Annotated in this window: 11 protein-coding genes and 1 riboswitch; of the genes, 5 read left to right on the top strand and 6 right to left on the bottom strand. The window is 59.6% G+C overall.

Features of this window, described 5'->3' with window-relative positions:
* Positions 1–33: 33 nt before the first annotated feature.
* On the bottom strand, positions 34–2,751 hold the full coding sequence (locus AC5YUO_RS09290; protein WP_496153081.1) for an ABC transporter transmembrane domain-containing protein: 2,718 nt from the start codon (positions 2,749–2,751) through the stop codon (positions 34–36).
* A 344-nt stretch (positions 2,752–3,095) separates the two neighbouring features.
* Between AC5YUO_RS09290 and AC5YUO_RS09295 the strand changes: the two genes are divergently transcribed.
* Positions 3,096–4,901 carry a serine aminopeptidase domain-containing protein gene (locus AC5YUO_RS09295; RefSeq protein WP_496153082.1) on the top strand — a complete coding sequence of 602 codons (1,806 nt, stop codon included), beginning with the start codon at positions 3,096–3,098 and terminating at the stop codon, positions 4,899–4,901.
* 20 nt (positions 4,902–4,921) lie between these two features.
* Here AC5YUO_RS09295 and AC5YUO_RS09300 read toward each other — a convergent pair whose 3' ends face one another.
* The 5 genes from AC5YUO_RS09300 to AC5YUO_RS09320 are packed head-to-tail and all read right to left on the bottom strand — an operon-like array spanning position 4,922 to position 10,710.
* Entirely contained in the window at positions 4,922–7,378 is a 2,457-nt protein-coding gene (locus tag AC5YUO_RS09300; RefSeq protein WP_496153083.1) for a beta-mannosidase, read from the bottom strand.
* Positions 7,375–8,358, bottom strand: a complete 984-nt coding sequence (locus AC5YUO_RS09305; protein WP_496153084.1) for a DUF1839 family protein — start codon at positions 8,356–8,358, stop codon at positions 7,375–7,377. Before AC5YUO_RS09305 ends, AC5YUO_RS09300 begins: the two co-directional genes overlap by 4 nt.
* Positions 8,359–8,364: 6 nt before the next feature.
* Positions 8,365–9,273 carry an amino acid--[acyl-carrier-protein] ligase gene (locus AC5YUO_RS09310; RefSeq protein ID WP_400817001.1) on the bottom strand — a complete coding sequence of 303 codons (909 nt, stop codon included), beginning with the start codon at positions 9,271–9,273 and terminating at the stop codon, positions 8,365–8,367.
* A gap of 4 nt (positions 9,274–9,277) precedes the next feature.
* Positions 9,278–10,459, bottom strand: a complete 1,182-nt coding sequence (locus tag AC5YUO_RS09315; protein ID WP_496153085.1) for an acyl-CoA dehydrogenase family protein — start codon at positions 10,457–10,459, stop codon at positions 9,278–9,280.
* On the bottom strand, positions 10,459–10,710 hold the full coding sequence (locus tag AC5YUO_RS09320) for an acyl carrier protein (protein ID WP_003521307.1): 252 nt from the start codon (positions 10,708–10,710) through the stop codon (positions 10,459–10,461). Before AC5YUO_RS09320 ends, AC5YUO_RS09315 begins: the two co-directional genes overlap by 1 nt.
* Before the next feature lie 182 nt (positions 10,711–10,892).
* Positions 10,893–11,004: riboswitch (TPP riboswitch) on the top strand.
* A 95-nt stretch (positions 11,005–11,099) separates the two neighbouring features.
* Between AC5YUO_RS09320 and thiC the strand changes: the two genes are divergently transcribed.
* From thiC to AC5YUO_RS09340, 4 genes are read left to right on the top strand one after another with little or no spacing between them, the layout of a single operon-like run.
* The gene (gene thiC, locus AC5YUO_RS09325) at positions 11,100–12,923 is read left to right on the top strand and encodes a phosphomethylpyrimidine synthase ThiC (RefSeq protein WP_496153086.1); all 1,824 of its coding nucleotides are present in this window, start codon (positions 11,100–11,102) and stop codon (positions 12,921–12,923) included.
* 1 nt (position 12,924) lies between these two features.
* Positions 12,925–13,929, top strand: coding sequence for a glycine oxidase ThiO (gene thiO, locus AC5YUO_RS09330; protein ID WP_496153087.1), 1,005 nt, complete (start codon positions 12,925–12,927; stop codon positions 13,927–13,929).
* Entirely contained in the window at positions 13,898–14,095 is a 198-nt protein-coding gene (thiS, locus tag AC5YUO_RS09335) for a sulfur carrier protein ThiS (protein ID WP_003521310.1), read from the top strand. The genes thiO and thiS overlap by 32 nt, the downstream gene beginning before the upstream one ends.
* 4 nt (positions 14,096–14,099) lie before the next feature.
* Positions 14,100–14,873: a thiazole synthase gene (locus AC5YUO_RS09340; protein ID WP_496153088.1), complete on the top strand. Its 774-nt coding sequence runs from the start codon at positions 14,100–14,102 to the stop codon at positions 14,871–14,873.
* Positions 14,874–14,917 lie beyond the last annotated feature (44 nt).

The raw sequence follows: 14,917 nt of genomic DNA on the forward strand, positions 1-14,917 counted from the left end.
TGTTCTTGTTCCACCTCGGTCACATTCTTGGATTTATGTCGCGACCATGTCCTTGAATGTACCGTTTTCCTCGGCGAGAGTCTCGTAACTTCCGTCAGCCGTGACCAGGCCCTGATGAACGACGATCACCCTCTCGAACATGCGTGAGAGGTGCGCATTCGACAGGACCCACACGATCGAGGGGTTATTGTTGTTCTGTTTCAGGAGTGTGATGACCCGTTCGACAATTTCCTCCTGCTGTCGGGGATCGAGACCGGGAAGGGGGCGGTTGAAGACGTAATAATCGGATTTGCGGATCAGCGCCCGCGCGAGATTGAGCTTCTGGCGCTGAAGCGGGCCAAGCCGCTTGCCGCCGGCACCCAGGTTGAAATCCAGTCCCACCGCCAGCACGCGCTCGTACACGCCCTGCTTGCGCATGACATCCGCGACGATGCGGGTAATGCGTCGCGAGGCGTCGGTATAGCGATGGCTCACCTTGCCGAAGAGAATATTGTCCAGAAGGCTGGTGGCGCTCATATATTTGGTCGGATCGTAGATTTCGATCACGTTTTTCAGGCTGTCAGGCAGGTTCTCGTGGAACATGTGCCGGACTTCGACGATCCGGTCCATGATTTCCGGCGACAGCAGGCCGAAACGCTGGCGGGGCTCGACATAGAAGAAGCTCAGCCGCAGCATCGCGCGTTTTTCGCTCTCATTGGCCTCGTCGAAACTTTTTCCCTGAAGCCGCTGCAGCATCTGTTGATAGACCGGAATGTCATCCGGCGTCATGAAGGTGAGCTGCTGGAAGAAGGGGTGGTCTCCCGGCAGGTCGGCGAAGATTTCCACGATGTTTTCGGCAATCGTATACCCCATTTCGAACAGGGTTTTGACGAGGCCGGTCTCGCGCATCAGCGAACGGAAATAGTCGCTCTCGATGACGACCCTGATCGTCTGGGAGGAGTCCCGCATGGTGCCGAACAGCAGGTTTTCACCGACCGTCGCCTCGCTGTTATAGCTTTCCAGCTCGAAGGGCGCGATGAGGCCGCTCAGATTTTCCTTTTCCAGTTCGGCGCGCAGCACATGTCGCAGTTCCACGATGCGGGCGGCCAAGTGCAGGTCGCTCAGAGGATCGATCGTTGAGCGCAGGGCAAATTCCAGAATATCCTGCGACAGTTCCACGCTGTCGAGGACGGCCAGAATGGCCTGGATGAGGTTCTCCGGTTTGCCGTCGCCGGCCGGGCTTGAGGCGTAATCGATCCACTGGCTGTTGATGTCGATCAGCGGATTTCCCGCCATCTTGGCCTCGCGGATTTCCCATTTGCGATGCTCCAGCGCAGCACCCTCGTAGTTCTTGTCTGCGAGTGGTGCGTGTTTGAGACCGTAAAGCAGATTGTCCTTCAGGCTGGCGTGGAAAAAATAACTGTCCGAGGAGACGTAGGAAATGCGCCGTCCGGTCAGCGATTCCGGCAGTTCCAATATGTCGACATCGTTGATGCTGACCTTGCCCGAGGTTGGCCAGAGCGTGCGGCCGATTGCATCCGCCAGCGCCTCGGCTCCCGAGCCGCCGACGATGGCAATCACCTCGCCCGGCTCGATCTTCAGCGATGCCTGCTCCAGAAGCCGGCTGCCGCTATCGTCTTCAAGCGTCAGATTGGCGATGACGAGCGGCGCGGCGATGGCCGCGACGGTTCCGGGGGACAGTTTCTGCACCTTGTCGTCGATCATGTTCGGCGTATTGAACTGTTCGAAGACCTGCTCGTATTTTACCTGGACATCCTGTCGCGCCTGATCCCAGTCGATCAGTTCCTTCAGCGGTCCTGGCAGTTCCTTATAGGCGTTGATGACAGCGACCAGCTGCCCGACATCGAGGCTGCCCTTAAGGGTCAGATACCCGCCGAGCGCATAAAAGAAGAAGGGCGTGAGCTGCGCGAGGAAGTTGTTGATGAATTTGACCAGAAACTTCCACTGGTAGAGATCGTAACGAATCTTGAAGATATCGCCGAGCCGGTGCGAGGCGTCAGCGCGCTCGTAGTTGGAGGTATCATAGGCGTGGATCGTGCCGATACCGTCGACCATCTCGCCGATACGTCCGGCAAGCTGGCGCGCGCTCAACTGCCGCTGGCGGCCGAGTTCGATGAGGCGGCGGCGCATTTTGGGGATGATGCCGACCTGTATGGCGGCCATGAAAGCCGCGATCAGACCGAGCCATAAATTCTGCACGAGAATGAAGAAGAGCGCGGAGAGCGCCTGACCGCCGAGAAGCGCCGGCTGCACGAAGGCGTCGCCGGTAAAGCCGCCGAGTGGCTCCACCTCGTCCTTCACCATGCTGGAGATTTCAGCGCCCTTCACCCGCTTGAAATGAGAGGGCGGGAACCGCAGGATTTTGTCGATCAGTTCAAAGCGGATACGCCGCAGAAGTCGTTCGCCAAGGCGGCCCTTGTAGGTATTGATGTAATATTTGAAGAGCCCGTTGATGATGACAAGCGCAAGGAACGTCAGGCTGAGCGCCATCAGCATCGACATGCGGTTGAGTTCGAGCCCGGGGAATAAGGTCACGGTGCCCCAATAGGGAATATCGACCGTGAGATGCATGAAAAGCTGCGTCGCATTCGCCCCTTCGAAACCATCCCCCTGAATTGGGCCGTTGACGATCTGCTTGGGCAGATCGAAGGCGAGGAAATAGGGGATCATCGACAGGGCCACGATCAGCAGAATGAAAAGCTGCTGCCGCCTCGTGTGCGACCAGATATAACGCGTAAGGCTTTGTTCCATATAAAACTTCTATGACCTGCCGGGCGAGGCTCGGCGTGTTGGTTTGCGCGGTGTCTAGACGATCCGGTGGCCGGGTGGCGCAACCTCCTCCTGCAAATAGGTATGGGACTCGCTATTTATCAGTATATTCAAGCGGTTTCGAGCAAAATAGCGGCTCCGCCGAGACTTGTCCGCTATCCCGACGCCTGTTTTTACAACGTGTGGGTGGCAGGCGATATAAATGCGACTATATTTTTAGACTTCTCTAATGTTGTTGTTTTTATTGTGGAACAGGCGTTAAGACGCTTCGATATAATGATCCCGTAGCGGTTGAGCCAGACACTGGCGTAATGATGGCAAGGTCGATGGCGATAGATATTTCAGAGCGTACAGGCAGCGATCCGTCTCTTGATGCGTTGTCGCTTTCCGGCATTGCCCTAAATGGGGCAATTGCGCATCCGATCTCCTTTGACGGGCTCACGGGGATTTTCCATCCGGCGCGCGAAGATGTCAGACAGCGCCATGCCGTTCTTTTCGTCAGCCCATGGGGCATGGAGGAGCTGTGCAGCCGCAAGTTTCAACGCATATTGGCCGAGCGGTTGGCCGCTTGCGGCGTCGCCAGCCTGCGATTTGACTATCTTGGCGCGGGTGATGCCCTTGATCCTGATGATGTGGGCCGTGCGGCGGACTGGGTTTTTGACGCGCGTGCAGCGCTCAACGGTTTGAAGCGTCTTTCAGGCTGCGCTGAGGTGGTTGTTGTCGCTCAGGGCGTCGGCTGCCTGATCGCGGTACAGGCGTTTGCCGATGTCGCCGAAGCGGGTTCCATGGCGCTTCTGGCGCCTGTCGTTTCCGGCCGCGCTTATCTGCGTGAGTTGGCTATGTGGTCGTCCATGATCGATGATGGCCTTGGCCTTCGGCCCGCGCAGCGCATGACGGAGGCGGGATCGATTGCCGGCTTGGCCTTGCCTGCGGGTGTTGCGGATGCGATCAGGAAGGCCAATCTTTCAAATCTGACGGCCGTTCCGGCGCGCAGCATTCTTGCTCTTTCCCGACCGGGCCGCGTGACCGATGCCGATTTCGCCAAGCATCTCGCCGCGATTGGCGGTGAGGTGGAGGAGGCGGAGTTTTCAGGCTATGACGATCTCGTCTCCAGCCCTACGCTCTCGAAAATATCCGACGATGTGGTCAACCGCCTGGTCGATTGGATACTCTCCCGGACCCAGGCCGAGAGTCCGGTGATCCCCGAGGAGGATTTCACCCTCAATGCCTCGCAGCGTGGGCGCGGTTTTGTCGAGCAGCCGGTGCAATTTGGAGAAGGCGGACGGCTTTTCGGTGTTTTTTGCGGGCCGGACGATCGGCAGGCGGTTTCCTCAGTTCTTCTGCTGGGCGCCGCCTATGACCGGCATGCGGGCTGGGGCAGGCTTTCCGTAAAGATGGCCCGAATATTGGCGCGCGAAGGTGTGGCGTCGCTTCGCTTCGACGCGGCCAATATTGCCGACAGCCCCCCGGTCAAAAACGTGCCCGAGCAGGTTCTTTACGATGCCGCGCAGAATGACGACGTGGCTGCCGCACTCGATTTTCTCGGCAAGCGCGGCAAGGGACCTTTCATTGCGGCGGGCCGGTGCAGCGGCGCGTATCTCGCCTTCAACGGCGCAATCGCCGATGAGCGGATCCGTGCCGTGGTTGCGGTCAATCCGGTTGTCTTCCATTGGCGCAAAGGCCGCTCGGTGGATGAGGCGCTGCATAAACGTCCGCGTTCCTTCGGGGAATACAGCCAGCGCTTTCGACAGGGTGCGACATTCAAGCGTCTCATCAGCGGCGATGTCGATGTGGCAAGTGCGGGGCTGAACATCGTCAAGGCGACGATCAAGAGGCTTTCGACAAAAACAGCGAAGCTGTTTCGCAAGGGCAGTGAAGAGGGGCGCGCCGTTTACGGCGCGTTCGACGCATTAAAAGCGAATGATACCGCCGTTCATCTGCTCTACAGCGACAATGACGATGGCCTGGAACACTTCCAATATTACTTTGACGCCAATGGCGAAGGACTAGCCGCCTACAAGAACGTGTCGCTGACCATTATCCCCGATGCCGATCACAATCTTTCAACGCCGGAAGCCAAACAAATCTATATCGACGCGGTGAAGCGGCTGGCTCTCGAGCATTTGCAGTAAAAATGCTGGGCCGCCGTGCTCTAGAAGGAAAATCGCCGGCTGGAACCCAGTGACACGACCTCTCCGGAAGGCGGGGCTTCTGTCGCCGGGGTCTCCGGCAGGAGGCTGATTTTTCTGGTTTCGCCGGGGCCGAGATGGAACCAGTTTTCTGAGGCGTAGTAGCCCTGCACTTCGACATGGACGGATTGCGCCAGCCGGTCCGTGCCGATTTCAAGAGACCAGTTGCCGCTCGTTTCGCTGATCGTGGCCTGAAGGTTGGCGGCGTGCAGCGCCTTTTTCCGGCCGAGAGGGAAATGGAACGCGTCGGCGATCACATGTCCTGTCGCAAGGTCGCGAAGCCGGGCGACCGTTACATCATGGGACGGAGGGCCGAAACGATAGGCATAGGTCGTATCGAAAAAGGCGCCGAACAAATCTGTTGCGGCAATGGTCTGGCTCTGTCGCTGCAAAAGCGTGAGCGGTCGTTTGGCGTGGACGACGGGTTGCACGCCTTCGCGCAGGCAGGTTAGTTCCAGCATGGCTTCGAGGCCGCCGCCGGTCTCGTTGACGAGATGGATATCCAGCCCGTTCGTGCCCTCATCGGAAAAAGCAACCTGGATGGGGCGGAACGCCCTTTTCAACGCGTGCCAGACAGATTTGGGCCGGCCAGTGGCATCGATGATACCCCAGCCCGCGCCGGGAACGAGATCCTGCAGGGTCCAGACCAGAGCGCCCTGACAGGAGGAACCGCTGCGCCGCCATTCAGCGAAAGTCGCCTCCATGACCTCGGCCGTCGCGGCGCGGGACATGTCGAGATAAAGGCCGCCGTCTTCCCGCCGCAGCACATCCGGTTCGACGTCGTATAGAAGCTTCAGATAATGATCGCGAACATCTTCGAAATCCCAGGATGCGCCGCGATCGCGCGGTGCGCGTGCCTTCCATCGCGGATCGTGCACGGCCAGTCCGGGAAGATATCTGTCCAGCGTTTCCTGTTCGGGAATATTGGCGAAGGCCAGGCACTCTGCGGCGAAGCGCAGATCGGCGCGACGCGCATCTTCCAGCGGGCGGCAATAGGCACCCACGCCGTAATAATGGCCGACCCCGGCATTGGGAAAGAACGGTAATGCGCCGCCTGAAGGAGAATTGGCGACATAGGCTGCATCCGGCCGCTTCCCGGCGACGAGTTCCGGCAGGACCGCCTCGGTGAGCGTTCCCTTCCATATCTGTTCTGGCAAGCCGAGCATCGCACCCTGCTGGTACATTTCACTGCCGCCGCAGAAAACGGCGAGCGACGGAGAAAGCGCGGTGGCCTCAAGGAACTGCGAGATTTCCGTGACGATATGCTGGCGCAGGCTCTCATCCTTTGCCGGGTAATCGAAATTGGCGAGCATGGCGTCCTGCCACACCAGAATGCCGAGTTCATCGCAAAGTGCGAAGAATTCCGGTGTCTCATAGGCCATGGTGCCGCCGATGCGGATCATGTTCATACCGGCTTGCGCGGCTTTCCGCAGCCATGGCTCATAGTCCGGTCTCGTTCCAGGCAAGCGCACAATGTCGGCCGTCGTCCAGACTGCGCCGCGGCAAAAGACGGGCTGGCCGTTCACCTTCAGGCCGAAACCGTTGCCGTCATCGCCGTGATCGATCTCAACCCTGCGGAAACCGGTGCGTCCCAGCCTGTGCTGCGTGCCGTCCAGTTCCAGAACTACGGCGTGCAGCGCCGGTCTGCCATGGGTGTGAGGCCACCATGTTTCGACATCGGGTATGCGGAGTTCGCCGGAAAACTTGCCATTCTCAACCTTGGAAAGATCGGCGCTGTAACCCGCGCAGCTCAACCGTACCGACGTTACAGGCCGGTTGGTTTCCAGCGCGATGCCGATTGTCCCCGTCCCTGCCTCGTCCAGTGAAGATCGGAGCGTGCACAGCACCCCGTCCTGCCTTATCAGGCTGATGGGGCGCCATGGGCCGGCGGCGTGGATTTCCGGGCACCAGCCGGGCATATAGCCGAGTGCGGTGGTGCGGATCAGCCGCAACCCCTGTGTATTCATCATCTGCGGCCGCCAGCGGGCGCGGGGGCCGGTTTTTTCAAGTCTTGGCGCAAGCGCCCGGAAGCAGATCGAAAGCTCGTCCGCGCCTGTGAGTTCGACGGGCACTTCCAGCCTTTCGAACATGCTCTGGCTGGCGGCGATCAGCTCGCCGTTGAAGAAGATTTCCGCAATGGTGGAAAGACCATCGAAGCGCAGGGTGGCACGCTCACTGGCATCGGAAATCATCGTCAGCCGGTACCATGCATCCCTGTCATTGAGGGGCGCCGGGGCAAGGCGGTCGAATTTTCCGGCGTTTTCCAGCGCCTGCGCCACGGTGCCGGGAACGGAGACGTGGAAGCTTTCGAGCGATGCCGGAATATCGGACGGCGTCTCACAGGCACCGGCGGGCGTCAGCGTCAGCGTCCAGCCTTCACTCAGCAATTCCTCGCTTTCGCCGGGAAGGTAGATCCTCACGCGGCCTCGCTGGCATCAGTGAGTTTGGTCGCAAGCGCTTTCATCACGCCATCCCACGCATCCGCTGCTGGATCGAGCACGGTGGCCAGCGCATCAAATTTGCGGCGGGTAACGGCGCGGGCGAGCTGGAACTGAACGGTTTTGGCAACCTCGGAAATCCTGAGCGCCTGGTCTCTTGCTTCAGAGAAACCGTCCGCGTCCAGCCATTCGAAATGGCTTGCCGCCAGTTCGAAATTCGCGCCGAGCTGGCGCAGCGTGTTGAAGGCATATTTATGGAAGAAGCCAAAGGGCCTGTCGGCGACCTTTTCCACCTGTGCCGGAAAAACGCTGGCAAAAGCACGGACCGGGTTGGCGGAGGGCCGCCGCGAAAAATGAAATTTCAGCAGCCGTTCGGCCGTCTTGCGAATATGTGTGGGTGAGGAATTATCGTCCGCGAATTTTGCAAATTCGGTGTAGGGCAGGAAAGGCGGGTCGGTCTCGGCCAGGTGATGCTGGAACAGCCCGTCGAAATCCTCGCCGGAGAGATGGAAGAAGCCGGCATTGTGGAAATAATCGAGTTCCCGCTTTTCGAGATCGAGCCGGTTGATGGCGATGGTGGTCTTGCCGTGTTCCTTCCGGTATCCCACCCCATGGGTGTCGGGCATATAGAAGCTGTCCATCTCGATCAGGCAGATGCGGCCGCGCTCGAGCTGTGCCTCGATATGGTTTTCCACCTTATCGAAGATCGCAAGTTCGGTGGCGCGAACGCCATAAAGTGCTTCGAGATCTTCCAGCGGCACCTTGAAGAAGGTGAACTGGTCACCTTCGAAATCCTGCGTGAGCGTGAAACCGAACATGGCTTCCGGTGGCAATCCTTTCGAGGCCAGTACCTCGATCCACAAATCGATGTAGCAATTGGTCTCCGGCCACATTCTTTCAGAGGAATGAAGCGGATGCTGCACATAGTTTTGGGGATCGAGACCCGGAAAAATCTGCCGCATGGATAATCAGCCCCAGAGGGTTTCCACGACCTTTGCAGGCCATTTTTTCACGTCGAGACCGTGATGGGCAAACAATGCGAGTGCGATGCGCTCGAGGCCAAAACCGACGCAGGCGGTGTGGGCGACATCGCCATTCGCAAGATTGAGGCCCCATTTCTGGCCAAAGGCATCCTGATGGTAATTGAAGCTCATGCAGGCCGTCGGGCTGGTCGCTGACGTGACCGGGATCAAGAGCTCGAATTTCAGGTTCTGGTCGCGCTGGTTGTTGGCGAGCATCTTGCCGGCGCGGCCGAAGAAGGGATCGTTGGCGATATCGATGGTGACGTCGAGCCCGACTGCTTTCATCATCTCCACACCGCGATCCATCCAGGTCTGGCGGAATTCGGTGACGTCGGACTCGGTGCCCATGCAGACATATTCGCGCATGCGGAAAAGCTGCTGGCGGGCCGGATCCTTGGAAGGCTCATGGCGGAAGCAATAGGACTGGATGTCATAAAGACCGCCGCCGGCAGGAAGGGCGCCACGCTTGGCAATCGTCGGGTAAAGCGGATAGCAGGCCGCCGGCGTCAGCACGATGTCGGTGGCTTTCTGGTCCTTGGTCCAGTCGCCGCCCTCATCCATGGTCTTCAGCAGGCTGACATGGTCGAGTTCGCAGCCGCAGAAGGAATGGACAGTGCCGGCGAGCTGCGGGAAGCTCTTCATGTAACCGCTCTTTTCGAAATAGGCACGGTTGATGCCGGGCGGAAAGCGGATCGCTTCGGCGCCATCGGCGCCACCGGTGCGGTCGATCAGCCGCTCGAATGCGGCAATCACATCCTCGAACTGGCCGCTGCGTCCATAAAGACCGTCCACACCCGTTTCAATCAGCAGGCCTTCTTCGAACAGTCGATCGAGAAACGATGTTTGCATGTCCATGGTCTTATCCCAAGAGGCTGGTGTCCTGCTTGTGAACCAGCAGGAGATTGGCAGAATTGCCGAGAATACGGTCGTTGGAAATCATCAGCCGGGCGGAATGCGCGTCGCGCAGGTGCCGGCCGAGGCTATAGGGCGTACCGTTCTTGTAGCCCATGATGCCGCAGACCAGCATGGCATGATCGATGATCTCAAGAATGGTTTCCGAAGAGCAGATCTTCACATTGTTCATGGCAACGGCAAAGGCCATCGACATCAGTTTTTCGGGATCACTCTTGGTATCCTCGTAAGCCTTGATGCCGGCGATGATGTTGGATTTGACCACCTGCAGCTTGGTGGAAACCTCGGCAAGGCGGATCGCGCCCGGAGGGGCGGTGCCGGGTGATTTGCGGGCCGCGGCCCTGACGAAGGATTGCGCACGCAGCACCGCGTCGGAGGCAATACCGTACCAGACGGCGCTCCACAGGAGATGCGAGCTTGCAAGCATGGATTGCGCGGCGATTTCCGCGAAAGGTTTCGGGAAAATCTGTACCGCCGGCGCTTCGCCGCGGAACAGGAAGCCATCCGAACAGGTGCCACGCATGCCGAGCGTATCCCAGACATGGGTCTTCTCGAGCGTATACTGGTTTTTCAGGAATACGGTCATCACCTGATCGGCGGGCGCGGCATCCTTGTGGGCGCGCGAGGTGATGAGGATCGCATCGGCATTGCTGCCATAGGAAATGACGGTGGCATCCTTTTCCAGCCGGCAGTTATCGCCTTCGACTTCGATCGCGCAGATGGAGTTGCGCAGATTGCCGCCGATGCCGCCTTCGGTGGTGGCGGAGCCGAGCAGAAGCTGTTCGCCGGCAACGCGGCGCATGAAGCCCGGATGCCAGCTGCTCTCCACGCCGTGCTCCACCAGGCTGGACAGCTTGATGTGGTGCATGGCGAAAATCATCGCGGTTGCCGAACAGGCCTGGCCGAGCCGGGCGCAGATGTCGGCGATCTCCTGAACGGAGGCGCCTTCGCCGCCGAGCGAGGAGGGCACCTGAATGCCGAGCAGACGTTCCTGCCGCAAGGCATCGACGGCTTCCTGCGGGAAGCGGCCGGTGACATCCACCTCATCCGCATGCTTTGCGGCAATGATCGCGACACGGCCCGCGCGCGCGGACAGCGTTTCATCCTGCGGCGCCACGGTCACGTTCATCAGGCTGCCTCTTTACCATCCAGAATGAGCTTAACGGTGTCTTCAATCGCCCTGATGCTCGCAAAGGACTTGCGGTTCAGCAGATTGTCCGGGAATTCGATATCGAAAGCTTCTTCAATACCCAGCATCAATTGCACCGACGCAAAGGAAGACAGGCCCGCTGCATAAAGATCGGCTTCATCTGCAATCGTATCGACAGGGGTGGGAAGCTGGCCGAATTTTGCCAGTATTTCACGAATAGTCGCATTCATTCCGACGTATCTCCAATGAAATCAACACTAGGAAGGTTTGTGCTTATCGTTATGCCGCAAACGATAATATTCACCTAAACCGTTAGGTTAATTACAACTAACGGCAGCATGCGCCATTCCCGCACCTTTGCCAAGCGTTGATGAGCGGCCTTGACAAAAGCCGGGTGGTGTCTTTTGCTGTGGCCATTCACCAGGGGTGTCCCGTCAAGGGGCTGAGATTCTGCTTTCATGCGCAGTGACCCGTTGAACCTGATCCAGTTCATACTGGCGTAGGGACGGTGCAAAGACCTGATGTCGGGCGGGCGCATGGCGCCGCGTATCGGCACTTCGGTATTTTCCATCATTCCGGCTCGAACTGGGTCTCCACAGTCAAACTTTGGAGCCTCAAGATGAATATCGCTGCCAAGACTATCCCGCTGTCGGTTACCACCGGACCGCATGCCGCCTCCACGAAAATCCATAAACCGGGAATCCTTCATCCGCATATTCGCGTGCCGATGCGCGAGATCGCGGTGCACCCGACGGCGGGCGAACCGCCGGTGACGGTCTATGATTCCTCCGGCCCCTATACCGATCCGACCCATCCCGTTCTGATTGAAAAGGGTCTGCCGCGACTGCGTCACGACTGGGTCGTGGCGCGCGGCGATGTCGAGGCTTATGAGGGCCGGCACGTCAAACCGGAGGATAACGGCTTTGCCACCGGCGAGCGGCTGACGCCGGAATTTGGCGTGCGCCACCAGCCGCTTAAAGCGACGGCGGGCAAGGCGGTGACGCAGCTTGCCTATGCGCGGGCGGGCATCATCACGCCGGAAATGGAATTCATCGCCATCCGCGAAAATCTCGGACGCGAGGCCGCGAAGGAAAAGCTTGCGCGTGACGGCGAGAGTTTCGGCGCGCATATCCCTGATTATGTCACGGCGGAATTCGTGCGTCAGGAAGTGGCCTCGGGTCGCGCCATCATTCCCGCCAACATCAACCACCCGGAACTTGAGCCGATGATCATCGGCCGCAATTTTCTGGTCAAGATCAACGCCAATATCGGCAATTCCGCCGTCACCTCCTCCATGGCGGAAGAGGTGGAGAAGATGGTCTGGGCGATCCGCTGGGGTGCCGATACCGTCATGGACCTTTCGACCGGGCGCAACATTCACAATATCCGCGAATGGATCATCCGCAATTCGCCGGTGCCGATCGGCACGGTGCCGCTTTATCAGGCGCTGGAGAAGGTGAACGGCATTGCCGAGGATCTCAACTGGGACGTGTTCCGCGATACGCTGATTGAGCAGGCGGAACAGGGCGTCGACTATTTCACCATTCATGCCGGTGTGCGGCTGCATTATATTCCGCTCACCGTCAACCGCGTCACCGGCATCGTCTCGCGCGGCGGGTCGATCATGGCCAAGTGGTGTCTGCATCACCACAAGGAAAGTTTCCTCTATGAGCATTTCGAGGAGATTTGCGATATCTGCCGCGCTTATGACGTCTCCTTCTCGCTGGGTGACGGCCTCAGGCCCGGCTCGATTGCCGACGCCAATGATGCGGCGCAGTTCGCCGAGCTGGAGACGCTGGGCGAGTTGACGCAAATCGCCTGGGCAAAAGATTGCCAGGTGATGATCGAAGGCCCCGGCCATGTGCCGATGCACAAGATCAAGGAGAATATGGACAAGCAGCTGAAGACCTGCGGCGAGGCGCCCTTCTACACGCTTGGGCCGCTCACGACAGATATCGCGCCCGGTTACGACCATATCACCTCAGGCATCGGGGCGGCGATGATCGGCTGGTTCGGTACGGCGATGCTCTGCTACGTCACGCCGAAGGAACATCTTGGCCTGCCGGATCGTAACGACGTGAAGGTTGGCGTTATCACCTACAAGATCGCCGCTCATGCCGCCGATCTTGCCAAGGGCCATCCGGCTGCGCAGGTGCGGGACGATGCGCTGTCGCGCGCAAGGTTCGAGTTCCGCTGGGAAGACCAGTTCAACCTGTCGCTCGACCCGGATACGGCGCGTTCCTTCCACGACGAGACCTTGCCGAAGGAGGCGCACAAGGTCGCGCATTTCTGCTCCATGTGCGGGCCGAAATTCTGCTCGATGCGGATTTCCCACGATATCCGCGCCGAGGCGCAGAAGGAGGGGCTGGAGGCCATGGCCGCACGCTTCAAGGAAGGCGGCGAGCTTTACATGCCGCTTTCGACGTCCGCGAGTGCCGAATAACATGCGTGTTCTCATCAAGGGAACGGGGGTCGCCGGCCTGACGGCGGCCTTCGAACTGGCGGGGAACGACATTAGCGTCGAGGTTTGCGAGCGCAATGCCGAACCCTCTCGCGGCGCATCGTGGTATGCGGGTGGCATGCTGGCGCCCTGGTGCGAGCGCGAAAATGCGGAAGCGGCGGTTCTGACGCTCGGCCAGGCGGCGCTCGACTGGTGGGATGCAGCGGTCCCCGGTCTTGTGGTCCGCAACGGCACGCTGGTCGTCGCACCCGCCCGTGACAAGGCGGAGCTATCCCGTTTCGCCTCGCGGACCAGCGGGTATCGCTGGGTGGATGAGGGCGAAATCGCCGGTCTGGAGCCCGATCTTGCCGGTCGCTTCAGGTCCGGACTTTATTTCTCGGACGAAGGGCATCTCGATCCGCGCCTCGCGCTGCAATCGCTATATGAGCGGCTTTGCCTCATGGGTGTGCGGTTCCACATGGGTACTCCGCTGGACGAACAGCCGTTCGACCGGGTCGTGGATTGCACCGGGCCTGCGGCGGTGGGAACGATTTCCAGCCTTCGCGGTGTGCGGGGGGAGATGCTCTATCTCGGCACGCGGGAGGTTTCTCTTTCTCGTCCCGTCCGGCTGCTGCATCCGCGCATTCCGCTTTACATCGTGCCGCGCGAGCCCGGTCGTTTCATGGTGGGCGCAACGATGATCGAAACCGAGGATGCGGGCGCCATTTCCGCCCGCTCGATGATGGAATTCCTGAATGCCGCCTATGCCGTGCATCCGGCCTTTGCGGAGGCGGAAATCATCGAGACCGGCACGGGGGTGCGTCCCGCCTATCCAGATAATCTGCCTGATGTCACGCAGGATGGCAGGACCATTTTCATCAACGGCGCGCACCGGCACGGTTTTCTGCTGTCGCCGGCGATGGCGCGGCAGGCGGCTGAAATCGTCTGCCAAACACTCTCTAAAAAGGAAAAGGATCATGAAACTTCTGGTGAATGGCGACGAGCTTGATCTCGCCGCCGAGACGCTGGCCGGCCTGCTCGCCAGCCTCGAATACGAGGGTGAGTGGCTGGCGACGGCGGTAAACGGCGATCTGGTGCATTCGGAAGAGCGTGCCGATTATAAGCTGAAGGCTTTCGACCGTATCGAAATCCTTTCGCCGATGCAGGGAGGCTGAAACCATGCTGACGCTTTATGGTCGTGAGGTCTCGTCCCGTCTTCTCCTCGGCACGGCGCGCTATCCATCTCCCGCCGTGCTTGCCGATGCGGTGCGGGCGAGCAACACGGATATTCTGACGATTTCGCTGCGCCGGGAAACGGCGGGCGGCAAGAAAGGCGGTCAGTTTTTCGAACTGATCCGCGAGCTGGATCGCCACATTCTGCCCAATACCGCCGGTTGCCACACGGTCAAGGAAGCGGTGCTGACGGCAAAGATGGCCCGTGAGGTGTTCCGCACCGACTGGATCAAGCTGGAGGTCATCGGCCACCATGACACGTTGCAGCCTGATGTCTTCGCACTTGTCGAAGCGGCGAAAATTCTCTGTGACGATGGTTTTGAGGTCTTTCCCTATACGACCGACGATCTGGTCGTCGCCGAAAAGCTGCTTGAGGCGGGTTGCAGGGTATTAATGCCCTGGTGCGCACCGATCGGCAGCGCCATGGGACCGCTCAATCTGACGGCGCTGAAATCCATGCGGGCGCGTTTTCCGGATGTGCCCTTGATTGTCGATGCCGGTATCGGCCGCCCGTCGCATGCGGTCACGGTGATGGAGCTCGGATACGATGCCGTTCTGCTCAACACGGCGGTGGCGGGCGCGGGAGACCCGGTCGGCATGGCGGAGGCCTTTGCCCGGGCCATAGAGGCTGGCCACCAGGCATATCTCTCCGGGCCGCTGGAACCGAGGGACATGGCCGTTCCCTCGACGCCCGTGATCGGAACCGCCGTTTTTTCCTGATTACGGCTTGTCGCCGACATCAGGCCCGTCACGTTTTGCGTTGA

The organism is Agrobacterium sp. LEGMi-208b (assembly GCF_059511785.1).

Excerpts from the sequence above, each read along its gene's own strand:
- AC5YUO_RS09305 (WP_496153084.1), bottom strand. The coding sequence starts at position 8,358 with ATGCGGCAGATTTTTCCGGGTCTCGATCCCCAAAACTATGTGCAGCAT.
- thiS (WP_003521310.1), top strand. The coding sequence starts at position 13,898 with ATGAAACTTCTGGTGAATGGCGACGAGCTTGATCTCGCCGCCGAGACG.
- AC5YUO_RS09290 (WP_496153081.1), bottom strand. The coding sequence starts at position 2,751 with ATGGAACAAAGCCTTACGCGTTATATCTGGTCGCACACGAGGCGGCAG.
- AC5YUO_RS09340 (WP_496153088.1), top strand. The coding sequence starts at position 14,100 with ATGCTGACGCTTTATGGTCGTGAGGTCTCGTCCCGTCTTCTCCTCGGC.
- AC5YUO_RS09315 (WP_496153085.1), bottom strand. The coding sequence starts at position 10,459 with ATGAACGTGACCGTGGCGCCGCAGGATGAAACGCTGTCCGCGCGCGCG.
- thiC (WP_496153086.1), top strand. The coding sequence starts at position 11,100 with ATGAATATCGCTGCCAAGACTATCCCGCTGTCGGTTACCACCGGACCG.
- thiO (WP_496153087.1), top strand. The coding sequence starts at position 12,925 with ATGCGTGTTCTCATCAAGGGAACGGGGGTCGCCGGCCTGACGGCGGCC.
- AC5YUO_RS09320 (WP_003521307.1), bottom strand. The coding sequence starts at position 10,710 with ATGAATGCGACTATTCGTGAAATACTGGCAAAATTCGGCCAGCTTCCC.
- AC5YUO_RS09295 (WP_496153082.1), top strand. The coding sequence starts at position 3,096 with ATGGCGATAGATATTTCAGAGCGTACAGGCAGCGATCCGTCTCTTGAT.
- AC5YUO_RS09310 (WP_400817001.1), bottom strand. The coding sequence starts at position 9,273 with ATGGACATGCAAACATCGTTTCTCGATCGACTGTTCGAAGAAGGCCTG.